Origin of the sequence: Pseudomonas sp. DrBHI1 (assembly GCF_002205115.1) — a bacterium.
Taxonomy (GTDB): Bacteria; Pseudomonadota; Gammaproteobacteria; order Pseudomonadales; family Pseudomonadaceae; genus Aquipseudomonas; species Aquipseudomonas mosselii.
The window spans coordinates 17,027-38,624 of record NZ_NIBE01000070.1; the positions used below are offsets into that span (position 1 = coordinate 17,027).

The following is a 21,598-nucleotide window of genomic DNA, read 5'->3' on the forward strand; positions in this document are numbered from 1 at the left end:
TGAAGTAGGGGCACAATGCCATTATTGATCTGCCGGGTCGGAGATTACCCTTGTTTCGTCTATCCGCTGTACGCGCGAGCCACTTCCTGCCTTCGCTGATTCTGTTGCTGGCAGGGCTTGCGGCAGCCTATGTGAGGGACCTCAGCGTCTTCTTCACATCGCTGTTCAACGTTCTACCCACCTTGGTGCTGTTGCTGGGTGGCGCCTACTGCGCCGTGTACCGCCGCCAGCGCGAGCTGTTCCTGATGGTTACGGTGTATATCGCCTATTTCCTGCTCGATACCCAGACCGATTTCTACCGCGACAACGGCCGGGTCCGCGAGGATGCGGCGGTGATCTTCCACCTGGTGTGCCTGCTGCTGCCGGCGCTGTTCGGCCTGTACGGGGCGTGGCAGGAGCGCACCCACCTGGCCCAGGACCTGCTGGCGCGCTTCGCCGTGCTGTTCGCCGTGAGCAGCGTGGCGGTGGCGCTGGAGCAGAGTTTTCCCGAGGCGCTGCTGGGCTGGCTGGCCGAGATCCGCTGGCCCGCGCTGCATGGCCAGTGGATGAGCCTGATCCAGCTGGCCTACCCCTTGTTCCTGGCGGTGTTCATCCTGCTGGTGGTGCAGTACCTGCGCGAGCCAAGGCCGTTGCATGCCGCGCAGATCATCGGCCTGATCGGCATCTTCTGGATGCTGCCCAAGACCTTCATCCTGCCGTTCACCCTGAACATCATGTGCAGCCAGGTGATGCTGATGATCGCCGCTGCGGTGTCCCACGAGGCCTACCAGATGGCCTTCCGCGACGAGCTGACCGGCCTGCCCGGGCGGCGGGCCCTCAACGAGCGCATGCAGCGCCTGGGGCGCAACTATGTGATCGCCATGACCGACGTCGACCACTTCAAGAAATTCAACGACACCCACGGCCACGACGTCGGTGACCAGGTATTGCGCCTGGTCGCCAGCCGCCTTTCCAAGGTGACCGGCGGCGGGCGCGCCTACCGTTACGGCGGCGAGGAGTTCGCCCTGGTGTTCGCCGGCAAGACCGCCGAAGAGTGCCTGCCGCACCTGGAGGCGGTGCGCGAGATGATCGCCAACTACGCCATCCAGCTGCGCGACCAGAACAGCCGGCCGCAGGATGATTCCACCGGGCGCCAGCGCCGTGGCGCAGGGGCCAACACCACGGTGTCGGTGACCATCAGTATCGGCGTCGCCGAGCGCCAGGTCGAGCACCGCAATCCCGACGAAGTGCTCAAGTCTGCCGACCAGGCGTTGTACAGCGCCAAGGGCGCGGGGCGTAACTGCGTCATGACCTTCGGCCAGCAATCGAGGCGCGGCGCCGTGCGCATGGCGTGAGTTGTTGTGTGACTATGTAAGACTACTCGGTCGCATGATGACCCTATGTCTCGTAAAAGTTGTTCGGTTACACTGCGGTCATCCCAGTGCCGCGGCCCCGACGGGCCGCCCCGACCCCGATAGCGAGAGGTTGTCATGGCTGAATATAAAGCGCCCCTGCGCGATATGCGCTTCGTCCTCAATGAAGTCTTCGACGTGGCCACGCTCTGGTCGCAACTGCCCGGCCTGGCCGAGGCGGTCGATGCGGACACGGCCATGGCCGTGCTGGAGGAGGCCGGCAAGGTCACCGGCAAGACAATCGCGCCGCTGAGCCGCGCCGCCGACGAAGAGGGTTGCCACTGGGACAACGGTTCGGTGCGTACCCCGGCGGGCTTCATCGAGGCCTACCAGACTTATGCCGAAGGGGGTTGGGTCGGCGTTGGCGGTGATCCGCTCTTCGGTGGCATGGGCATGCCCAAGGTCGTCTCGGCGCAGGTCGAGGAGATGGTCAACGCCTCGAGCCTGGCCTTCGGCCTGTACCCGATGCTGACCGCCGGCGCCTGCCTGTCGATCAACGCCCACGCCAGTGAAGCGCTCAAGGAAAAGTACCTGCCGAACATGTACGCCGGCGTCTGGGCCGGTTCCATGTGCCTCACCGAGCCCCACGCCGGTACCGACCTGGGCATCATCCGCACCAAGGCCGAGCCTCAGGCCGACGGCAGCTACAAGATCAGCGGCACGAAGATCTTCATCACCGGCGGCGAGCACGACCTCACCGAGAACATCATCCACCTGGTGCTGGCCAAGCTGCCGGACGCCCCGGCAGGTCCGAAGGGCATCTCGCTGTTCCTGGTGCCCAAGTTCCTGGTCAATGAGGATGGCAGCCTCGGCGCGCGCAACCCGGCCACTTGCGGCTCGATCGAGCACAAGATGGGCATCCAGGGCTCGGCCACCTGCGTGATGAACTTCGACGAGGCGGTCGGCTACATCGTCGGTGAGCCGAACAAGGGCCTGGCGGCCATGTTCACCATGATGAACTACGAGCGCCTGGGGGTCGGTATCCAGGGCCTGGCTTCGGCCGAGCGCTCCTACCAGAACGCCGTGGAGTACGCCCGCGACCGTCTGCAGAGCCGTGCTCCGACCGGGCCACAGGCCAAGGACAAGGTGGCCGACCCGATCATCGTCCACCCGGACGTGCGCCGCATGCTGCTGACCATGAAGGCGCTGACCGAAGGCGGTCGCGCGTTCTCCACCTATGTGGCGATGCAGCTCGACAGCGCCAAGTACAGTGAAGACGCCGCGGTCCGCAAGCGCAGCGAGGAGCTGGTGGCGCTGCTGACCCCGGTGGCCAAGGCCTTCCTCACCGACCTGGGCCTGGAGTGCACCGTGCATGGCCAGCAGGTCTTCGGCGGCCATGGCTACATCCGCGAATGGGGCCAGGAGCAACTGGTGCGCGATGTGCGCATCACCCAGATCTACGAAGGCACCAACGGTATCCAGGCGCTGGACCTGGTCGGCCGCAAGGTGGTGGCCAGCGGCGGCGCCTACTACACGCTGTTCGCCGACGAGATCCGCCAGTTCATCGCCACCGCCGGCGGCGAGCTGGGTGAATTCACCAAGCCGCTGGCGGCATCCCTTGATCAGCTCGATGAGCTGACTGCCTGGGTGCTGGACCAGGCCAAGGGCAATCCCAACGAAATCGGCGCGGCCTCGGTCGAGTACCTGCACGCGTTCGGCTACGTCGCCTACGCCTACATGTGGGCATTGATGGCGCGGGCGGCCAAGGCCGGTGACGGGGATGCCGACTTCTACGGTGCCAAGTTGGGCACGGCGCGGTTCTACTTCGCACGCCTGCTGCCACGGGTTCACTCGCTGGTGGCATCGGTGAAGGCGGGGAGCGAGTCGCTCTATCTGCTGGACGCCGCGCAGTTCTAACCATTGCGGGGCTGCATAGCAGTCCGTTGCGGCTCAAGGCCGCTCTTGCAGGGGGATGCAATCCTTCTGCAGGGGCGGCCTTTTGCTTTGTCAGGGTGGTGTGTTTGTGCAAGGACTGCTTTTGTAAGCTTTGGCTTACACGACGTAGTGACGTTTCGCCTCTTTCCTAAGATTGGATCCACGGTTACTCTTTCTTACATGGACGTAGCGCAGGACGCGCAATGGACAGAGCAGGACGCCTTACACGGAAGTAGCGCAGGAAGCGCGAAAAGATAGAACAGGGACACGAAGGATTTCCTGCCAGGACGGCGGGTTGATAGGGATGTCGAAGGGAAACAGTCTGGAAAACCCCGCTTAGGCGGGGTTTTCTTTGTGCGCGTATTTTTCAGCCGAGCACATCCAGTGGCGAGGCACCCAGCTGACGTGGGTCGGCTTCCTCTTCCAGCAAGGTCCGCAGCAGCTCCACCGAAGCCTGCTGGCGCTGGGCATCGCGGAACACCAGGCCGACCTTGAGCGGCACCCGCGGCTCGCTCAGGGGCTTCCACAGCAGTTCCTGGTCGTCCTGCGCGGCATCCTTGGCCCGGCCCGGCAGGATGGTCGCCAGCGCCGTGTGCGCCAGGCTGTCGAGGATCCCCGCCATGTTGTTCATCTCGGCCTGCACCTGGGGCCTGCGACCCTGGCTGGCCAGCTGCGCCTTCCAGATCTGGCGGATCTGGAACTCCTCGCCGAGCATCAGCATCGGCAGCTCCGCCGCCTGGCGGATAGAGACCTTCTTGAAGTCTTTCAGCGGGTGGGTCCTGGGGATCACCAGCTGAAGCTCATCCTCGTACAGCAGCAAACCATGCAGCCCCGGCTGGCGCGGCGGCAGGTAGCTGATGCCGATGTCCAGGCTGCCATTGAGCAGGCGCCGCTCGATCTCCGACCCTGACAGTTCATAGATCTGCACCACCAGATGCGGCTGGGCCTTGCGCACCCTTTCCAGCAACTGTGGCACCAGGCTTGGCCGTACGGTCTGCAGCACGCCGATGGCCAGGGTGCGCAGCGACTGGCCCTTGAAGTTGCCCATGGCTTCGTGGGCCCGTTGCAGACCGTCGAGCAGGGGCACGGCGTGGTTGTACAGGGTGTGGGCGGCCAGCGTGGGCAGCAGGCGCTTGTTGCTGCGTTCGAACAGGCTCAGGTCGAGGCTATGTTCCAGCTGGCGGATCTGCTGCGACAGTGCTGGCTGCGACAGTGACAGACGTTCGGCGGCGCGGCCCACATGGCCCTCTTCGTAGACCGCGACGAAGTAACGCAGTTGTCGGAAATCCATAAGTGATACTTATCGAAAAAGCTGGAAAAACGAAATGGCCGCAAATTGGCCGTAAGCCTAGTCTATCGCCGTATTCCAACGGGTTACAGCGGTCTTCAAGGCGATTGTTACCCCGAATGAAAAACACTTTTGATAGGCAAGGCAAAATATCCGATTCCGGCGCCAGACCGGAACCTTGACCGCCCACCCGTGATTGGCCGGAGCCCCGATGAACCTGTTCAACCTGCGCCGCTCGGCGCCCGCCGTCGCCGAGCCCAAGCGTGCTCCGGTGATCGAGCCGGCCGGCGCGCAGCTCTCCCGCGAGCGGCTGATGCCCAGCACCGAGCGTGCGCCGCAGGTGTTCGTGCGTGGCCAGGGTTCCTGGTTGTGGGACAGCGAGGGGCACGCCTACCTGGACTTCACCCAGGGTTGCGCGGTCAACAGCCTGGGGCACAGCCCGAGCGTGCTGGTCAAGGCGCTGGGCAACCAGGCCCAGGCGCTGATCAACCCCGGTGCGGGCTATCACAGCCGCGGTCTGCTGAGCCTGGTCGAGCTACTATGCCAGCGCACTGGCAGTGACCAGGCCTACCTGCTCAACAGCGGTGCCGAAGCCTGCGAGGGCGCGATCAAGCTGGCGCGCAAGTGGGGCCAGCTACACCGCAACGGCGCCTATCACATCATCACCGCCAGCCAGGGTTGCCATGGGCGCACCCTTGGGGCGTTGTCGGCTTCCGATCCGCTGCCGTGCAACCGCTGCGAGCCCGGCTTGCCGGGCTTCAGCAAAGTGCCGTTCAACGACTTGGCGGCGCTGCACGCAGCGGTCGACTCGCGCACCGTGGCGATCATGCTCGAGCCGATCCAGGGCGAAGCCGGCGTGATCCCGGCCACCCGTGATTACCTCCAGGGTGTCGAGCGCCTATGCCGTGAGCTGGGCATTCTGCTGATTCTCGATGAAGTGCAGACCGGTGTAGGACGCTGCGGCACCCTATTGGCAGAAGAATCCTACGGAGTGCGGGCCGACATCATCACTCTCGGCAAGGGCCTGGGCGGTGGCGTGCCGCTGGCGGCGCTACTGGCTCGTGGCCGTGCCTGCTGCGCCGAACCGGGCGAGCTGGAGGGCAGCCACCATGGCAACGCGCTGATGAGCGCTGCAGGGCTGGCCGTGTTGCAGACCGTGCTGGAGGCGGGCTTCTTCGAGCAGGTGCTGGACAGTGGCCGGCACCTGCGCGATGGCCTGAGCCGCCTGGCGGGTCGCTACGGCCAGGGCGAGGTGCGTGGCCAGGGGCTGCTGTGGGGTCTGCAACTGCGTGAAGACAGCGCGGCGCAGCTGGTCGAGGCCGCGCTGCAGGAGGGCTTGCTGCTCAATGCGCCGCAGGTCGACGTGGTGCGGTTCTCGCCGGCGCTGACCGTGAGCAAGGGCAATATCGACGAGATGCTCCTGCGCCTGGCCCGGGCGTTCGCCCGCCTGCATGCCCAGCAGCACAACCGCCGCGAAGTGCCGGCCTGACCGATTGCTCCGGCATACAGAATTTCAACGAACCGTCTGGCGTTCCTGCGCATCGCCCCTGGCCTGAAATACATGGCCCGGGGCGTTTTTTTTGCTTGGTGGAACCTCTGCGAGGCACGGCTAGTCTGTGTTGATACACCCTCAAGGAGCGCAGCACATGGACTTCATCCGCATCATCATCGCCATCATCCTGCCGCCGCTGGGCGTGTTCCTCCAGGTGGGGTTCGGCGGGGCGTTCTGGCTGAATATCCTGCTGACCTTGCTGGGCTATATCCCCGGGATCGTGCATGCGGTGTACATCATCGCCAAGCGCTGAGATCAAAGACCGCTCTGCAAGCATGATCAGCGTGGGAGCGGGCTTGCCCCGCGAACACCGGCGAAGCCGGTGCCAGGCACCGCCTCGCGGGGCAAGCCCGCTCCCACGCCGTTCCGGTTGAAGCCTGGAACGACGTTTGCCCTACCGGCCAAGCAACCGGCTGTAGAACCTCCACTCTTCCTCGAGCGCATGCGCCAGGTTCGCCGCCTGGCGCAAGCCATGCCGCTCGCCCGCGTAAAAATGCCCCTCTGCCTCGATACCATTGGCCTTGAGCGCCTCAAGCATGCTGCGGGTCTGCTCCGGCACCACTACCGCGTCCAGCTCACCCTGGAAGAAGATCACCGGCACCTTGATCCGCCCGGCGTGCAGCAGCGGCGTGCGCTGGCGATAACGCTCGGCATCGCGCCGGGGGTCGCCGATCAGCCAGTCCAGGTAGTCGCCTTCGAATTTGTGGGTGGCCCGCCCCAGCGCTTCGGGGTCGCTGACGCCGTACAGGCTGGCGCCGCCGCGGAAGACGTCCCGGAAGGCCAAGGCGCACAGGGTGGTGTAACCGCCGGCGCTACCGCCACGAATGAAGGCTTGGTCAGGGTCGATCAGGCCCTGGCCGGCAAGGTGGGCGACAGCCGCGCAGGCATCTTCCACATCACTCGCTCCCCAGTTCAGGTGCAGTGCCTGGCGGTAGGCGCGACCATAGCCGCTGCTGCCCCGGTAGTTGAGGTCGGCGACGGCAAAGCCGCGCTGGGTCCAGTACTGGATGCGCGGGTCGAGCACCGGGTAGCAGGCCGAAGTCGGACCGCCGTGAATGAACACTACCAGCGGCGATGGCCCGCCCGTGCCTTGCATGGCGGGGTAGAAGAATCCGTGGGCGGTGCCTTCGCCACTGGCGTAACGAATCGGTTGTGGAAGACTGATGTCCTCGGCGGGCAGCACCTCGGCGCCACCTGCCAGCACCTGGACTTCATGGCTGCGCCGGTCGATGGCGATTACCGCCGGTGGGCTGATCGGCGAAGCGGCTACGGCATAGAGCTGTCCGTCATCCAGCGCCAGGCCACGGAAACGCGTGTACGCACTGGCATAACGCTCCACCTCGCCATCGGCGCGGCGCAGCCCCAGTTGGCCGAAACCGTCCTCGAACCAGCTGGCCAGGTAGCTGGACGGGCCAAGGGCCAGCCAGGTGCTGGCGCCCAGTTGCCAGGGGGCGGCGGCATGATCGGCGGGCGCGGCGGGCAGGCGTTGCCAGTGTCCGTCGAGTTCGCCCCAGGGCTGCCAGAAACCGTCGCGGTCGGACAGGCAGTACAAGCGGCCTTGCTCATCGAAGCGCGGCTGTTGCAGCGATTCGTCCTGCCCGGCGATGCAGCATGCCGGGCCCCAGGCGCCAGAAGGTTCGCGTTCCCGGCACATCAGGCGGGTGACGGTCCAAGGTTGGGCAGGTCGGTTCCATTCGATCCAGGCCAGTCGGCAGCCGTCGGGGCTCAGCGTGGGTGAGGCGTAGAAGTCGGCCCCTTCGGCCAGGATTTGCCGATGCTGCGTCGAGAGACCCACCAGGCGATGTACAACCTGTTCGCCATGCTGCTCTTCGACGGCCAGCACCTGACCGGCCTGCCACTGCACGTCGCCATAGCGGCAGTCGTCGGCGTGGGTGAGCGGGCGCGGTGGGCTGCCATCCAGGGCCTGCAGGTAGACCTGCTGGTCCTTTTCGTTGACGAACACCAGCCCGTCGTCGCCCAGGCAGAAGCTGCCGCCACCGTACTCATAGACCCGGCTGCGCACACTGAACCCGTCCGGGGTCAGGCAGCGGGCCTGCCGATCGCGCCAGTGCCAGACCCGGCAGGCGCCATCGGCGGGGCGGAACTCGTTCCAGAACACCCCTTGCGCGCCGACCTTGAGCTCGGCGAAATCGGTGCCAGCGGCCACCGCCTGGGCGGCGCTGAACTCAGCCACGGGCGATGACATGGGAATTGCGCTCGTTGCGGAAGGTCATCTGTTCGATCTCCAGCGTTGCGTGTTCGGCCTCCTCGCGGGCCTTGAGGATGATGCCATGGTCCGGCGACTTGCCGCACACCGGGTCGGCCTTGCTGGCATCGCCGGTGAGCATGAAGGCCTGGCAACGGCAGCCACCGAAGTCCTTCTCCTTCTCGTCACACGAGCGGCACGGTTCGGGCATCCAGTCATAGCCGCGGAAACGGTTGAAACCGAACGAGTCGTACCAGATATGCCGCAGGTCGTGGTCGCGCACATTGGGGAACTGCACCGGTAGCTGGCGTGCGCCATGGCACGGCAGCGCGGTGCCATCCGGCGTGATGGTCAGGAACAGGCTGCCCCAGCCGTTCATGCAGGCCTTGGGGCGCTCTTCGTAGTAGTCCGGTGTGACGAAGATCAGCTTGCACGGCTTGCCTTCGGCCTTGAGCTTGTCCCGGTACTCGTTGGTGATGCGCTCGGCCCGCTCCAGCTGGGCGCGGGTCGGCAGCAGGCCCAGGCGGTTGAGGTGCGCCCAGCCGTAGAACTGGCAGGTAGCCAGTTCGACGAAGTCGGCCTCCAGGGCCAGGCACAGCTCGATGATGCGGTCGATCTTGTCGATATTGTGCCGGTGGGTGACGAAGTTGAGCACCATCGGATAGCCATGGGCCTTCACTGCCCGGGCCATCTCCAGCTTTTGCGCGAAGGCTTTCTTGGAGCCGGCCAGCAGGTTGTTCACCTGCTCGTCGCTGGCCTGGAAGCTGATCTGGATATGGTCCAGCCCGGCCTGCTTGAACGCGGCGATCTTCTGCTCGGTCAGGCCGATGCCGGAGGTGATCAGGTTGGTGTAGTAGCCCAGGCGACGGGCTTCGCCGATCAGCTCGGTGAGGTCCTGGCGCACCAGCGGCTCGCCACCGGAGAAGCCGATTTGCGCGGCGCCCATCTCGCGGGCTTCGGCCATCACCTTGAACCACTGCTCGGTGCTCAGCTCCTTGCCCTGCTCGGCGAAGTCCAGCGGGTTGGAACAGTACGGGCACTGCAGCGGGCAGCGGTAGGTGAGTTCGGCCAGCAGCCACAGCGGCAGTCCTACCGGTACTTCAGGCGAGGGTGATCCAGTGTTCGGCACGGGCCACCTCCATGAATTGCTCGATGTCGTCGGCGACTTCGGGCACACCGGGGAACTGCCGCTCGAGTTCGGCGATGATCAAAGCGACACTACGCTGGCCATCAATGAGCCCGCCGATCAGCCCGGCGCTGTCGTTGAGCTTGATCATCCCCTCGGGGTACAGCAGCACATGGCCCTTCTGCGCCGGCTCGTACTGGAAACGGTAGCCGGGGCGCCAGGCAGGCACCTGTTGACGGTCGAAACTCATAGGGCGATCCCCTTGTGCCAGACCCGCTCACTTGTGACGCTGTGATACGGCGGGCGGTTCAGTTCATAGGCCATGCTCATGGCGTCGAGCATGCTCCACAGGATATCCAGCTTGAACTGCAGGATCTCGAGCATGCGTTCCTGCCCCTCGCGGGTGGTGTAGTGCTGCAGGGTGATCGCCAGGCCGTGCTCCACATCGCGCCGGGCCTGGCCCAGGCGGGTGCGGAAGTACTGGTAGCCGGTCGGGTCGATCCACGGATAGTGCTGCGGCCAGCTGTCCAGGCGCGACTGGTGGATCTGCGGGGCGAACAGTTCGGTCAGCGAGCTGCTGGCGGCTTCCTGCCAGCTGGCGCGGCGGGCGAAGTTGACGTAGGCGTCGACCGCGAAGCGCACGCCGGGCAGCACCAGCTCCTGGCTGCGCAGTTGGTCGGGATCCAGGCCCACGGCCTGGCCGAGGCGCAGCCAGGCTTCGATGCCGCCGTCCTCGCCGGGCGCGCCATCGTGGTCGAGCAGGCGCTGGATCCACTCGCGGCGCACTTCGCGGTCCGGGCAGTTGGCCAGGATCGCGGCATCCTTCATCGGAATGTTGACCTGGTAGTAGAAGCGGTTGGCCACCCAGCCCTGGATCTGCTCGCGGGTGGCGCGGCCTTCATACATCGCCACATGGTAGGGGTGATGGATGTGGTAGTAGGCGCCCTTGGCGCGCAGGGCCTGCTCGAACTCGGCAGGGGACATCGGCGTTGCGTCGCTCACAGGGCCTCCTTACAACTCGATGTTCATGCCATCGAAGGCGACTTCCACGCCCCGGCGCTGCACTTCGGCGCGTTCCGGCGAGTCTTCGTCGAGGATCGGGTTGGTGTTGTTGATGTGGATAAGCACCTTGCGCTGGCGCGGGAAGCCATCCAGCACCTCAAGCATGCCGCCTGCGCCGTTCTGCGCCAGGTGGCCCATCTCGCGGCCGGTGCGGGTGCCGACGCCGCGGCGCTGCATTTCATCATCCTCCCACAGGGTGCCGTCGACTAGCAGGCAGTCGGCGCCGTGCATCATCTCCAGCAACTTGGCGTCGACCTGGCCCAGGCCCGGTGCGTAGAACAGCTTGCCGCCGGTGCGGGTGTCTTCCACCAGCAGCCCGAGGTTGTCGCCCGGGTGCGGATCGAAACGGTGCGGGGAATAAGGCGGCGCGGCGCTGCGCAGCGGGAAGGGGGTGAAGCGCAGGTTCGGGCAGGCGTCGATGACGAAGCTGCCTTCGAGCTCGATGCGGTTCCACACCAGGCCGCCGTTCCAGTGGCTGAGCATGTTGAACAGCGGAAAACCGGTGGTCAGGTCCTGGTGGACCATGTCGGTGCACCACACCTGGTGCGGGCAGCCCTCGCGCAGGCTGAGCAGGCCGGTGGTGTGGTCGATCTGGCTGTCGAGCAGGACGATGGCGTCGATACCGGTGTCGCGCAGGGCGCGGGCCGGCTGCATCGGCGCGAACGCCTGGAGCTGGGCGCGGATGTCCGGCGAGGCATTGCACAGGATCCAGTGCTCGCCGTCGTCGGACAGGGCGATGGACGACTGGGTGCGCGCGGTGGCGCGCAGGGTACCGTCACGGTAGCCCTTGCAATTGACGCAGTTGCAGTTCCACTGGGGGAACCCGCCACCGGCGGCGGAACCGAGGATCTGGATGTACATGGGTACTCTCTAGCCGGAAAGGTTAGCCCGAAAGCCATATCGGAAAAACACAAACGCCCCGGCGGGCCGGGGCGTCTAACTGCGCAGCCGTTTAACGGTTGGCGAAGTACATGGTCACTTCGAAGCCGATACGCAGGTCAGTGTATGCAGGTTTGGTCCACATGGGCTTGCTCCTTCCGGATGGGGTTTGGGGTGGTCGGCTCATTATTGGGTACTCCCCGCAGAGAGAGGTTCCATTGGCCGAGATTGCGCTATCTTACAAGAAAAATTTGTACCGAAAGGTTAATTCTTCGAAAAGCGCCATTGCATTTGCGGTAACAATCCCGCCGTTTTTTCATAGCCATTCGGCGTCCGGGGCACTGGCATTGGCCAGGCACAACCAACCGTGCCTGGCATCGAGCAACTGCTGGAGCAACGCATCCAGCTGGCCTTGTTCGACATTGAGGATAGACCTTCGCATGCGCGACAGGTCGGCATTGTGTGTCGCGATATGTGCCTGCCAGGCCCATTGCGTGACATCGGCGTTGGTCATCGCTGTCTCGTCGAACTGATCGGCCAGCTGCGCTCGCGCCGCTGGGGCCAGCGCGACGCCCTCGCGCAGCAGGTCCAGCAGATGGCCCAGGATCTGTGCGTGGCTGGCGTGCGGCGATTGCACGCCGAACAGCAGTCCGCCGTAGCCTTCGATCTGACGAAAGGCGCTGAACACGGCGTAACCCAGCTGCAGCTCGACGCGCAGACGCTGATAGACCGGGCCTTGCAGCACGTGGGCGAGCAGTCGACCGGCGGCCTGCAGATCAGCCGGCAGCGGGAAGAACAGCAACAGCGCGGGCTCGCTGCCCGAAGTCGGGATCTGCCGCCAGTGGCGTCCGAGTATCGGGCACGCTGGCGAGGGGGCGATCGGTTGTCCCATGAGGCCTTGCAGTGCCGTGCCCAAGGCGCCCTGTTGGGCGGGGGCGAACCCTTGCGCCAAACCCTGCCAGCGGGCTTGCTGCCAGAGTGCGTCGAGCCGCGGCTGGTCCAGGGTGCAAGCCGGCTGCGGTTGCTCTTCACCCATCAGTAAAGCGTCCGGCAGTGCCTTCAGCAGCGCACGGATCGGTATCAGCGGTGCTTCGGCTGCCGCTGGCGAGTACCAATGCTCCTGGGCTGGCGTGCGCAGCAAGGTCAGGGCCTCGTGCGTGGCATTGATCACGGCCAGCGGGTACCCCGCGAGGCGCAACTGCCAGTAATCGCCAATGGCCTCGAAGCCCAGTCGCAACGCTGCCTGGTCGGCACGCTCGCGCAGGGGTTGCAGACTATGTTGCAGAACGACCTGCATGCGCTGACGCAGCGGCGAAGGAATGTGCCAACGCAGGTTGAGGCTCGCAAACTGACGAGAGGGCGGCAGGCAGTCACCGAGACCAAGTCCTGCTGGCAACGGCGTGTCGATCATGGGAAGTTCGGTTGCCAGCAGCGCTTCATCGGGGGGCAATTGCCAGTCTCCGGCATCCGCGGAAGGCAGGTCCCACAGCAGTGCAGCGAAGGCTTCCAGGCCTTGTGTTCCCAGCCCTGCGAAAGGCCGGCCGGCACTGTCGCGCTGGGCCAGTTCCATTGCGCTGGCGGCCTGTTCGTGGCGTTGCTGCAGGCGGGCGAAGCGGTCGTTCAGCGGCTTGTGGTCCTGTTGGCGCAGAAAACCCAGCCAGCCGTGCAGCAGCTCCCGGGTCTTGTCCAGACAAGCCTGGTCCGACAGCTGCAACTGGACATGCCAGAGCAACTGCCCGGCATGGGCGTGAAGTTGTTGCGCCTTGCAGCCCTGCAGCCAGCCGCGCTGGCGCAAGGCATCCAGCCAACCGCCGGGTCGGCTGTCGGTGAGCTGGGCCAGCAACAGCTCGAGTGCCTGCTCTGCGCCATCCGGCAGTCCATCATGGGCGAACAGCAGGTCGTGGCGGTTGCCCCAGCCGCCTGGTTGGCGCAGCGGCGTGTCGAGCAAGGCGGGTGGCCGTTGCCGGGCGACGCTTTCGCCCTTGGCGAACAGACCACCGAACTGCCTGCCCAGGTGCGCCAGCTCATCCAGCGGCTGCGGGCCGGCCAGGCTCAGGGTGAGTTGCCCGCCTTGGTAGAAGTCGTGGTGGAACTGCCTCAGCCCTTGCTGGAAGGCATCGTTTTCCAGCGGCAGGCTGTGCCGGTTGCCGGCGTGAAAGCCGGTGAGCGGATGGCGTGCCGACACCGACTGCAACAAGGCGAACTGACGCTGGGCGTCGGGATTGCGCGACCAGGCGATGAACTCGGCATGGATCACCTCGCGCTCGCGGCGCTGGCGCGCGATGGCGAAGTCCGGCTCGGCGAGCATCTGGCACAGACGCTCCAGCCCACCGGCCAACGCTATGGGGGGCACGTCGAAGAAGAAGTCGGTGGTGCGTTCGCGGGTACTGGCGTTGACTTGGCCACCCAGGCCTTGGACGTAGCGCATCAGGCCGTCGTCCAGCGGAAAACGCCTGTTGCCGAGGAAGAACAGGTGTTCGAGAAAGTGCGCCAGGCCCGGCCAGCGCGCGGGTGCGTCATGGCTGCCGGCATGCACCCGCAACGCCGTCGCCGCACGCTTGAGGCGTGGCGCGTGGCGCAGGGTCAGGTGCAGGCCGTTGGCGAGGGTGAGGTGGCGAATGGCGTCGGACATGACGCCATGCTAGCGTGCAATGCCGAGGTTGTCTGTTCTGGCCCTGTCGCTGTTAATGCAGATCCCGACGCAGGTCCGCCAGGTAGGGAAACGCCTCCCGACCTCTCAATACCCGCTCGCGTTGCAGATCCGCCAGCAACAGCTCCTCTTCGTCCCCGGCCATCGCCAGCACATCACCATCCGGCCCGACGATGCTGCTCTGCCCGCAGTATTGGATCTCGCCTTCGCTGCCGCAGTAGTTGGCGTATACCAGATAACACTGGTTCTCCTGCGCCCGCGAGCGCACGGTCACCTGGCAGACGAAGTCGTAAGGCGCCATGTTCGCCGTCGGCACCAGGATCAGCTCGGCGCCGTTCAGCGCCAGGCGTCGGGCGTTCTCCGGGAATTCGATGTCGTAGCAGATCAGCAGCCCGACCTTCCAGCCGTCCAGCTCGACCACCGGAAAGTGATCGTCGCCCGGGCTGAACATCGAGCGGTCCAGCTCGCCGAACAGGTGGGTCTTGCGGTAGTTGCACAGGCTGCGGCCATGGGCGTCGATCAGTTGCACACTGTTGTGGATCGACCCGTCCTCGGCCCGTTCCGGATAGCCGTAGACGATGGCGATCCGGTGCGCCTGGGCGATCTCGACGACACTCATGGCCGAGGGGCCGTCCTCGGCCTCGGCCAGGCGTTCCACTTGGTCCAGGCCGATGTTGTAGCCGCTGAGGAACATTTCCGGGCACACCAGCAACTGCGCACCTTGGGCGGCAGCCTGCTGGGCCTGGTGCTGCAGGCGCTCGAGATTGCCGGGCACGTCCAACGGCTTGGGCGTGCCCTGGAACAGGGCGATGCGCATGGCGCTACTCCTTCGCTCAGTCGGCCAGGGCGATCGGGCCGATCTCGTGGAACACATCGCCCGGGCCGGGGTTGTCCGGGTGGGTCTGGCCACCGAAGTGGTTCATGATACCCCACACGGCATTGAGCGAAGTCTGCACAGCGCCTTCCACCCAGGCCGGGGTCCACGACACGTCGTCACCGGCGATGAAGATGCCGCGCTGTTCGGCGGGCATATCCTGTTGCATGAAGTGCGCGTACATGCGCTGGTTGTAGCGGTAGTGGCCCGGCAGCGCGCCCTTGAAGGCGCCGAGGAAGTGCGGGTCGGCCTCCCACGAGATGGTGATCGGGTCGCCGATGATATGCCCGGCGATATCGGTCTTGGGGTAGATCTTCTTCAGCGCGTCGAGGGCCAGCTGCACGCGCTTTTCGGTCGGGTGCGGCAGCATCTTCAGGGCGTCGCTCATCCACGCGTATGACAGGCAGATCACCCCAGGCTTGTCGTCGCCGTTGTCGAACAGGTAGGTGCCACGGGTCAGGCGGTCGGTGAGGGTCATGCTCATCAGGTCGCGGCCAGTTTCCGGGTCCTTGTCCTTCCAGAACGGCCGGTCGACCATGACGAAGGTCTTCGACGACTGCATATAGCGGGTGCGGTCCAGGGCCATCCACATCTTTTGCGAGAACAGCGACTCCTCGCAGTCGATCTGGGTGGTCAGCAGCCAGCTCTGGCAGGTGGTGAGCACCGCCGCGTAGTGGCGCACGTCGCCGTAGTTGTCGGTGACCGCCAGGCGCCCGTCGCTGGCCCGGGCGATGCGCTTGACCCCGGTGCGTGGCGCGCCGCCGTGCAGGCCGCTGAGGCTGGTGCCGGCCGGCCAGTGGGCGCAACGTTCCGGCACATGGCGCCAGATGCCCTGCGGCACCTGCTCGACGCCGCCGACCACCAGGTGCTGGTGATCGTCGCAGTTGGTCATCACCACGCGGAAGATTTCCAGCATCGAGTTGGGGAAGTCCGAGTCCCAGCCGCCGGTGCCGAAGCCGACCTGGCCGAACACCTCGCGGTGCTGGAAGCTCAGCTTGGCGAACGAGCGCGAGGTGGCGACGAAGTCATAGAAGGTGCGGTCGTCCCACAGCGGCACCAGCTTGTTCCACAGGTCCTTGAGGCGCGGCACGTCGCGGTCGCGGATGGCCTGCTGGATATCGCCGAACTGCGCGCCGCTCTCCAGGGCGTCGGCCCAGGCGTCGGCCACTTCGTGGAACAGCTGCGGCAGGTCGGCGGATTTTTCGGCGTAGTAGGTCTGGCCTTCCAGGTCGATCACCGTGCTGCCCGAAGCCGGGGTCAGCGGGTTGGGGAAGGGCCTGGTCTCAAGGCCAAGCTTGTCGACGTAGTGGTAGAACGCGGTGGACGACACCGGGAAGCGCATGCCGCCCAGTTCGGCGACGATGCCGTCGGTGCCGTTGAACGCCTGCGAGCGCAGCCGGCCACCCAGCTTGGAGGCCTCGTACACCACGGGCTTGAGGCCCAGCTTCATCAGCTCGTAGGCCGCCACCAGCCCGGCGATGCCACCACCGACGATCGCCACCTCTTCGCCATGGCGCTCCTTGGGGATGCTGCCCAGGCCGGCCGGGTGCTCCAGCCAGTCGTCGAAGGCGAACGGGAAGTCGGGGCCGAAGATGGTGATGGGTTTCTTGCCGTCGGCGGGGTGGCGGTTTTTCTTGTTCATGTAATGACCTTGCCAGGGGCTGCGCAGGGGGCGGAGCCTGAGTATAGAGAATGCCTGGTGGCCATTTTATGAAGTGGGGTGTTCGTTATTAAGGTGCAGATTGGCGTCGTTATGTGATTTGTTTCGTCATAGTGTTCTATTTTTTGCATAAAATGACGATTTTGACCCGGTATCAGCTGCTCTCTTTGGGGGAGCGGGCTTGACCCGCGATCACCGGCGAAGTCGGTGCCATACACCGCATCGCGGGGCAAGCCCGTTCCCAAGCCGGTGATGCTTGCAACTTTGTTTCCTGCGCGCCCCCTATAGCGACCGCGTCTTTCTGACGAGGATCAGCTTGGTCCTACAGAGACAAGTAATAACAGGAAGTATCCTACGCGCCATGTAGCCTCGGTCTGGCAGTTTGGGAGAACCCTTGGCGGTTAACTTCAGCCGGTCACCGCCTATTCGGTGATCGGGCGTGAGAACCCTCTTCCAACTTGAGCGCCGAGGTATGCGTTATGGCAGCCTTGCGCGGGCAGGCTTTTGCCTGGCCGGTTTCCAAGTTGGCCGGATTCTCACCCCGCGTACGGCTGCCACCCAATTCCCGTGAGAAGGACGCCGATGGCAGTAATTCCTGGCTCAACTTGGATACTGCGCTATGAAAAAGATCGTCCCCGACCCACCCCTCGCCCTGAACCCAACCACCGAGCAGTCCTTCTGCTCCTGCCAGTCCAGTCATCCCCCCATCTTCACCGTGCGCCCCGGCGTCGATGCCGCCGACGCCCTGGTCCACGCCAGCATGCTGGCCCGGGCCATCCAGGAAATCGCCGACGACTACGCCCAGCACCATGCCCCCGAGGCGGGGCGGGCGATGATCTGGTCGATCCTGCATTCGGCGGAAACGGTACGCGCGCTGCTGGAAGGGCTGCTCGACGCGATGGAGGCCTGAGGATCGGGCGCCGCGGTCAGCCCGGCTGGCCGCGGTCCACCTTGCTGCTGAGGATGATCGATGTGGTGGTCTTCTCCACCCCGTCGAGGCTGCCGATCAGGTCGAGCAACTGGTCCAGTTGCTCCGGCGAGTCGCTGAGCAGCCAGGCCACGTAGTCGAACTCGCCACTGACCGCGCACAGTTGCTGGACCTGCCCCATGGCGCTGAGGTGGCGCACGATGTCCTTGCCCGAACGCGGCTGCGCCTTGATCCCCACGTACGCCTGCAGGCCGCCGCCGATCAGGCGCTGCCCCAGGCGCACGCCATAGCCGGTGATCACCTTGTTGCGCTCCAGGCGCTCGAGCCGCGAGTTCACCGTGGTGCGGGCGATGCCCAGCTGGCGGGCGAGGGTGGCGACACTTTCGCGGGCATTGATCTGCAGCAGCGCGATCAACTGGCGATCGATGGCGTCAAGGGCGATGGAGGAGGTGGCCGGCATGGTAGGTCTCTTTTGTCGAGCTGCTAGCCTATGCAAGCGCGACCGCTTCGCGCAAGGCGCACAGAGGCGTCCGGGGCTGGCATTGCGCCGACAAGACGGTACGATGGCAGGCCGCTGCCATCGGGCAGCCTGGACCATGGCAGGAGTGATTGACCCATGAAGTTCAAGGACTGGTACTGGCGGCGATGGATTCGCCAACACGGTTGCAAGGTGAGCACAGGCATTTCCAAGTTCGGCAAGCGGGCAAAGCTGGCGCTTGAGGCCGAAGTGCGCATTGGCGATGTGGCGGTCAGCGCCGCCACCCTCGACCTCTCGATCGGGGCTCATACCTATATCCGCAGCGGCGGTTCGCTGCAGGTGGTCGAATCGATCGGGCGTTACTGCTCCATTGGCAGCGCGGTGGTCATCGGCCAGGAAAAATACGCTCACCCCACCGATTGGCTGAGTTCGCACCCTTTCCAGTTCACCGGCACCCAGTGGCAATACGAACCGCCGAGCACACCGGCGCGGATCGGCCACGACGTGTGGATCGGCGAGGGCGCGATGATCATGGAAGGCGTCGAGGTGGGCACGGGCGCGATCATTGCCACCCGCGCCCTGGTCACCCGGGACGTACCGCCTTACGCCGTGGTGGCGGGCTTTCCGGCCAAGGTCGTGCGTTTTCGATACCCGGAAGCGATGATCGAGCGCCTGCTGGCATCGCGCTGGTGGGAGCGCGATACCCGACAGTTGCTGGAACTGCCGCTGCACGATCCTGCCGCCTGCCTTGATCGGATCAGCGGGCTCGGTGAGGCAAGTTATGCGAGGATCGAGATTTCGCGGCGGGGCTGCAAGGTGCTGACGTCGGCTTGAATTGCCGAGAATCTGTCACGACCGGGGCTGCTGCGCAGCCCTGATCGAATTTGATCAACGTGACGCACTGGTCTGCGCCGTGGCGCAAGGCGACTTCAGGCCAGCAGTCATGCTCTCGACGTTGTCGAGCATCTGATTACCTTTGTTGACCTTCTGCGCGTTCTCCGCAAGCTGCATGCGCTGGTCATAGGTGGCCGAGGTGCCATTCATGCTGTGCTTGGTTTCCAGCACCGAGTTGGCGATGCTGAGCAGGCTGCGGCCGGTGGAGATCAGGTTGTCGGTCGCACTGGGCGTGCAAGGGGCGTTGCCGCCGGCCATCTGGCTGGGCTGCTGGCCCTGGTTGTAGGAGCCCGGTGCCACGCAACCTGCGAGCGTGGCCAGCATCGGCACAACGAGCAGGGCCCCAAGCGTTCCTTGGATGTTCATGTGACGTTCCCTCGATCACTGGGCTCCGACCCGGTGCCGAAGCGATGGAGGGATTCTAGAAACGCGGCAGTAATGGCGAAATAGAACGGGTGTGCTAAAGGCACTTTGCCGCTGCTCAGAGCGACCCGAACTACAGATCCAGGGGAAGCTGGGCACTGTACCGCCAGTGTATTGTTTTTTGTACCGCGGAGCGGTCAGGTTTTTCGGCCATGACGTTGTTCTCATGGTGAAAATGTGATCAAGGTTGTTGCACGGTGGCAATTACACACCTAAGATGCCCGCCTTCTCTCACCCGACAGCAAAGGAGGTACATCATGCAACAGTTGATCACCCTTTGCAGGTCGCGCCTGGCTTGATCGCATTCGCCGCTACTCGTTAGCGGTACCGCAACGCCCGGCCTCTGGCCTGCCAATCCGAACATCTTTTTGTTTCAACCCATCAGGATTGGACTATGGGCACTTGCATTCGCAATTTGTCCGACGGCGCCGTATTGGTCGCCGCGGACGACACCTGGATCGAAGGAAAAGCGATCCAACAACTCGCAACCACCGCTCGCCTAGGGGGCATGCATCGGGTGGCCGGCATGCCGGACCTGCATCCGGGGCGTGGCTATCCGGTCGGCGCGGCATTCTTTTCCGTGGGGCGTTTGTACCCGGCACTGGTCGGCAATGACATCGGCTGTGGCATGGCGCTGTGGCGCACGGACATCCCGACCGCCAAGCTGCATCTGGACAAGCTGGAGAAACGCCTTGGCAACCTCGGCCTGCCGCTCGACGAGACGTGGCAGGAGGCCGTCGCCAGCTTCGGTTTGCCTGCCACGGGGCACGAGCGTTCTCTAGGCACCATTGGTGGTGGTAACCACTTCGCCGAGCTGCAGCAACTCGATGAAAGCTACGACGATACGGCCCTGGCAGCCTTGGGCATCGAGCGCAAACACCTGCTGTTGCTGGTGCACAGCGGCTCGCGTGGTTTGGGCGAGGCGATCTTGCGTGAGCAGGTCGACCTGTTCGGTCATCACGGACTGGAGGCGGGCAGCGAGGCCAGCACTCATTACCTGGGCCGGCACGACGGCGCGCTGCGTTTTGCCGAAGCCAACCGTCAGTTGATTGCCCGGCGCATGCTCGACCGCTTGCGTGCCGATGGCGATGTACTGCTCGACATCAACCACAACCTGGTGTCGCCAGCGCAGGTCGACGGGCTCGATGGTTGGCTGCATCGCAAAGGCGCCACACCGTCGGATCAGGGGGCGGTGGTGATCCCTGGTTCGCGCGGCGACTACAGCTACTTGGTACAGCCGATCGCCGACGAGCGCAGCCTGTTGTCCCTGGCCCATGGCGCCGGACGCAAATGGATGCGCAGCGAGTGCAAGGACCGCCTCGTCTCGCGCTACAGCGTCGAGCAACTGAGTCGTACGGCACTAGGCAGCCGCGTGATCTGCGCCGACCGGGCGCTGATCTACGAGGAAGCGCCGGAGGCCTACAAGGCTATCGACTCGGTGGTGGGTGCCTTGCGTGAAGCGGGGTTGGTTCGCGTGCTGGCACGACTGAAACCGGTGCTCACCTACAAGACGCGCGGAGGGTGCTGCTGATGATCCTACTGCAACTCTCGGCGGCTCAGGGGCCGGAAGAATGTGCCCTGGCAGTGGCCAAGGCATTGCTCAGGCTGCAGGCCGAAGCGGATGCCCAGGCCGTGGCGGTACGGATACTCGAAGAAGAGCCGGGGCAGCGTCGCGGTACCTTGCGCTCTGTGTTGCTGGCACTGGAGGGCGAGCAGGCCGAGCACCTGGCAGATCACTGGACGGGCTCGCTGCAATGGACGTGCAGCAGTCCGTACCGGCCGGGGCATGCGCGCAAGAACTGGTTCTTTGGGTGCGCACGGTTTGCGCCACCGGCACCGGAATTGGCGAGCGAGATCCACTTCGAGACCTTGCGTTCGTCCGGGCCGGGTGGTCAGCATGTCAACACCACCGACTCGGCAGTGCGCGCCACGCACCTGGCCAGCGGCATCAGCGTCAAGGTACAGAGCGAGCGTAGCCAGCACGCCAACAAGCGCTTGGCGCTGCTGCTCATCGGTCAACGCCTGGCGCAACAGGCAGAGCAGGTCGACAGCGAACTGCGCGCGAAGCGGCGGTTGTTCCATCACCGCGTCGAGCGTGGCAATCCACATCGGGTGTTTCGTGGCGAGCGCTTCGAGCCGGCTGACGAGTAGATTGTGAGCGAGACCATAGGACTGTATCTGAGGTGGTCCCGCCAAAAACGCAAAAGCCGCGCATCGCGCGGCTTTCTGTTTGGTGGGCCCACACGGACTCGAACCGTGGACCAAAGGATTATGAGTCCTCTGCTCTAACCGACTGAGCTATAGGCCCTCAG

The 21,598-nt window shown here is 64.8% G+C and carries 20 protein-coding genes and 1 tRNA gene; 8 read left to right on the forward strand and 13 right to left on the reverse strand.

What is annotated here, in order from left to right:
* The first annotated feature begins 50 nt into the window (after positions 1 to 50).
* Together CC207_RS16315 and CC207_RS16320 are read left to right on the forward strand one after the other, a co-directional pair.
* Positions 51 to 1,334: a diguanylate cyclase gene (locus CC207_RS16315; protein WP_028689063.1), complete on the forward strand. Its 1,284-nt coding sequence runs from the start codon at positions 51 to 53 to the stop codon at positions 1,332 to 1,334.
* Positions 1,335 to 1,469: 135 nt separating this feature from the next.
* Positions 1,470 to 3,248: an acyl-CoA dehydrogenase C-terminal domain-containing protein gene (locus tag CC207_RS16320; RefSeq protein WP_062362933.1), complete on the forward strand. Its 1,779-nt coding sequence runs from the start codon at positions 1,470 to 1,472 to the stop codon at positions 3,246 to 3,248.
* A gap of 385 nt (positions 3,249 to 3,633) precedes the next feature.
* On the opposite strand, the gene CC207_RS16325 is transcribed toward CC207_RS16320, so the two are convergent.
* A complete protein-coding gene (locus tag CC207_RS16325; protein WP_062362936.1) occupies positions 3,634 to 4,557 on the reverse strand; it encodes a LysR family transcriptional regulator in 924 nt (307 codons plus the stop codon).
* Positions 4,558 to 4,765: 208 nt separating this feature from the next.
* Here CC207_RS16325 and CC207_RS16330 point away from each other — a divergent pair, with 208 nt between their 5' ends.
* A complete protein-coding gene (locus CC207_RS16330; protein ID WP_088852403.1) occupies positions 4,766 to 6,043 on the forward strand; it encodes an aspartate aminotransferase family protein in 1,278 nt (425 codons plus the stop codon).
* A 157-nt stretch (positions 6,044 to 6,200) separates the two neighbouring features.
* On the forward strand, positions 6,201 to 6,359 hold the full coding sequence (locus CC207_RS16335) for a YqaE/Pmp3 family membrane protein (protein WP_009681539.1): 159 nt from the start codon (positions 6,201 to 6,203) through the stop codon (positions 6,357 to 6,359).
* A 141-nt stretch (positions 6,360 to 6,500) separates the two neighbouring features.
* On the opposite strand, the gene CC207_RS16340 is transcribed toward CC207_RS16335, so the two are convergent.
* The 9 genes from CC207_RS16340 to CC207_RS16380 all read right to left on the reverse strand — a co-directional run bounded on the left by CC207_RS16340 (position 6,501) and on the right by CC207_RS16380 (position 16,545).
* Entirely contained in the window at positions 6,501 to 8,312 is a 1,812-nt protein-coding gene (locus CC207_RS16340) for a S9 family peptidase (protein WP_088852404.1), read from the reverse strand.
* Positions 8,293 to 9,441 carry a pyrroloquinoline quinone biosynthesis protein PqqE gene (gene pqqE / locus CC207_RS16345; protein WP_028689058.1) on the reverse strand — a complete coding sequence of 383 codons (1,149 nt, stop codon included), beginning with the start codon at positions 9,439 to 9,441 and terminating at the stop codon, positions 8,293 to 8,295. Before pqqE ends, CC207_RS16340 begins: the two co-directional genes overlap by 20 nt.
* Positions 9,413 to 9,688 carry a pyrroloquinoline quinone biosynthesis peptide chaperone PqqD gene (gene pqqD / locus CC207_RS16350; RefSeq protein ID WP_028689057.1) on the reverse strand — a complete coding sequence of 92 codons (276 nt, stop codon included), beginning with the start codon at positions 9,686 to 9,688 and terminating at the stop codon, positions 9,413 to 9,415. The genes pqqE and pqqD overlap by 29 nt, the downstream gene beginning before the upstream one ends.
* Positions 9,685 to 10,422, reverse strand: coding sequence for a pyrroloquinoline-quinone synthase PqqC (gene pqqC / locus CC207_RS16355; protein ID WP_175406172.1), 738 nt, complete (start codon positions 10,420 to 10,422; stop codon positions 9,685 to 9,687). The genes pqqD and pqqC overlap by 4 nt, the downstream gene beginning before the upstream one ends.
* Positions 10,423 to 10,449: 27 nt before the next feature.
* Positions 10,450 to 11,361 (reverse strand): pyrroloquinoline quinone biosynthesis protein PqqB, encoded by a 912-nt coding sequence (gene pqqB / locus CC207_RS16360; RefSeq protein ID WP_028689055.1) that lies wholly within the window; start codon positions 11,359 to 11,361, stop codon positions 10,450 to 10,452.
* Positions 11,362 to 11,452: 91 nt separating this feature from the next.
* Entirely contained in the window at positions 11,453 to 11,524 is a 72-nt protein-coding gene (pqqA, locus tag CC207_RS16365) for a pyrroloquinoline quinone precursor peptide PqqA (protein ID WP_003243383.1), read from the reverse strand.
* 171 nt (positions 11,525 to 11,695) lie between these two features.
* Positions 11,696 to 14,011: a pyrroloquinoline quinone biosynthesis protein PqqF gene (gene pqqF, locus CC207_RS16370; RefSeq protein WP_088852405.1), complete on the reverse strand. Its 2,316-nt coding sequence runs from the start codon at positions 14,009 to 14,011 to the stop codon at positions 11,696 to 11,698.
* Positions 14,012 to 14,063: 52 nt separating this feature from the next.
* Positions 14,064 to 14,846: a carbon-nitrogen hydrolase family protein gene (locus tag CC207_RS16375; RefSeq protein ID WP_088852406.1), complete on the reverse strand. Its 783-nt coding sequence runs from the start codon at positions 14,844 to 14,846 to the stop codon at positions 14,064 to 14,066.
* Positions 14,847 to 14,862: 16 nt separating this feature from the next.
* Positions 14,863 to 16,545, reverse strand: a complete 1,683-nt coding sequence (locus CC207_RS16380) for an NAD(P)/FAD-dependent oxidoreductase (RefSeq protein ID WP_028689052.1) — start codon at positions 16,543 to 16,545, stop codon at positions 14,863 to 14,865.
* A gap of 637 nt (positions 16,546 to 17,182) precedes the next feature.
* Here CC207_RS16380 and CC207_RS16385 point away from each other — a divergent pair.
* Positions 17,183 to 17,473: a DUF3077 domain-containing protein gene (locus CC207_RS16385; protein ID WP_028689051.1), complete on the forward strand. Its 291-nt coding sequence runs from the start codon at positions 17,183 to 17,185 to the stop codon at positions 17,471 to 17,473.
* Between the two features lie 16 nt (positions 17,474 to 17,489).
* On the opposite strand, the gene CC207_RS16390 is transcribed toward CC207_RS16385, so the two are convergent.
* The gene (locus CC207_RS16390) at positions 17,490 to 17,951 is read right to left on the reverse strand and encodes an Lrp/AsnC family transcriptional regulator (protein ID WP_088852407.1); all 462 of its coding nucleotides are present in this window, start codon (positions 17,949 to 17,951) and stop codon (positions 17,490 to 17,492) included.
* A 156-nt stretch (positions 17,952 to 18,107) separates the two neighbouring features.
* Here CC207_RS16390 and CC207_RS16395 point away from each other — a divergent pair, with 156 nt between their 5' ends.
* Positions 18,108 to 18,803 carry a CatB-related O-acetyltransferase gene (locus tag CC207_RS16395; protein ID WP_088852408.1) on the forward strand — a complete coding sequence of 232 codons (696 nt, stop codon included), beginning with the start codon at positions 18,108 to 18,110 and terminating at the stop codon, positions 18,801 to 18,803.
* A 54-nt stretch (positions 18,804 to 18,857) separates the two neighbouring features.
* Here CC207_RS16395 and CC207_RS16400 read toward each other — a convergent pair whose 3' ends face one another.
* A complete protein-coding gene (locus CC207_RS16400) occupies positions 18,858 to 19,229 on the reverse strand; it encodes a hypothetical protein (protein ID WP_088852409.1) in 372 nt (123 codons plus the stop codon).
* A gap of 451 nt (positions 19,230 to 19,680) precedes the next feature.
* On the opposite strand from CC207_RS16400, the gene CC207_RS16405 reads away from it, so the two are divergent.
* A complete protein-coding gene (locus tag CC207_RS16405) occupies positions 19,681 to 20,817 on the forward strand; it encodes an RNA ligase RtcB family protein (RefSeq protein WP_088852410.1) in 1,137 nt (378 codons plus the stop codon).
* A complete protein-coding gene (gene prfH, locus CC207_RS16410) occupies positions 20,817 to 21,437 on the forward strand; it encodes a peptide chain release factor H (protein WP_088852426.1) in 621 nt (206 codons plus the stop codon). The genes CC207_RS16405 and prfH overlap by 1 nt, the downstream gene beginning before the upstream one ends.
* 80 nt (positions 21,438 to 21,517) lie before the next feature.
* On the opposite strand, the gene CC207_RS16415 is transcribed toward prfH, so the two are convergent.
* Positions 21,518 to 21,594: transfer RNA gene (locus CC207_RS16415), tRNA-Ile, on the reverse strand.
* Positions 21,595 to 21,598: the final 4 nt, after the last annotated feature.

Coding starts and splice junctions, on each gene's coding strand:
- CC207_RS16320 (WP_062362933.1), top strand. CDS start 1,470: ATGGCTGAATATAAAGCGCCCCTGCGCGATATGCGCTTCGTCCTCAAT.
- CC207_RS16325 (WP_062362936.1), bottom strand. CDS start 4,557: ATGGATTTCCGACAACTGCGTTACTTCGTCGCGGTCTACGAAGAGGGC.
- CC207_RS16330 (WP_088852403.1), top strand. CDS start 4,766: ATGAACCTGTTCAACCTGCGCCGCTCGGCGCCCGCCGTCGCCGAGCCC.
- CC207_RS16335 (WP_009681539.1), top strand. CDS start 6,201: ATGGACTTCATCCGCATCATCATCGCCATCATCCTGCCGCCGCTGGGC.
- CC207_RS16340 (WP_088852404.1), bottom strand. CDS start 8,312: ATGTCATCGCCCGTGGCTGAGTTCAGCGCCGCCCAGGCGGTGGCCGCT.
- pqqD (WP_028689057.1), bottom strand. CDS start 9,688: ATGAGTTTCGACCGTCAACAGGTGCCTGCCTGGCGCCCCGGCTACCGT.
- pqqC (WP_175406172.1), bottom strand. CDS start 10,422: ATGTCCCCTGCCGAGTTCGAGCAGGCCCTGCGCGCCAAGGGCGCCTAC.
- pqqB (WP_028689055.1), bottom strand. CDS start 11,361: ATGTACATCCAGATCCTCGGTTCCGCCGCCGGTGGCGGGTTCCCCCAG.
- pqqF (WP_088852405.1), bottom strand. CDS start 14,011: ATGTCCGACGCCATTCGCCACCTCACCCTCGCCAACGGCCTGCACCTG.
- CC207_RS16375 (WP_088852406.1), bottom strand. CDS start 14,846: ATGCGCATCGCCCTGTTCCAGGGCACGCCCAAGCCGTTGGACGTGCCC.
- CC207_RS16380 (WP_028689052.1), bottom strand. CDS start 16,545: ATGAACAAGAAAAACCGCCACCCCGCCGACGGCAAGAAACCCATCACC.
- CC207_RS16385 (WP_028689051.1), top strand. CDS start 17,183: ATGAAAAAGATCGTCCCCGACCCACCCCTCGCCCTGAACCCAACCACC.
- CC207_RS16390 (WP_088852407.1), bottom strand. CDS start 17,951: ATGCCGGCCACCTCCTCCATCGCCCTTGACGCCATCGATCGCCAGTTG.
- CC207_RS16395 (WP_088852408.1), top strand. CDS start 18,108: ATGAAGTTCAAGGACTGGTACTGGCGGCGATGGATTCGCCAACACGGT.
- CC207_RS16400 (WP_088852409.1), bottom strand. CDS start 19,229: ATGAACATCCAAGGAACGCTTGGGGCCCTGCTCGTTGTGCCGATGCTG.
- CC207_RS16405 (WP_088852410.1), top strand. CDS start 19,681: ATGGGCACTTGCATTCGCAATTTGTCCGACGGCGCCGTATTGGTCGCC.
- prfH (WP_088852426.1), top strand. CDS start 20,817: ATGATCCTACTGCAACTCTCGGCGGCTCAGGGGCCGGAAGAATGTGCC.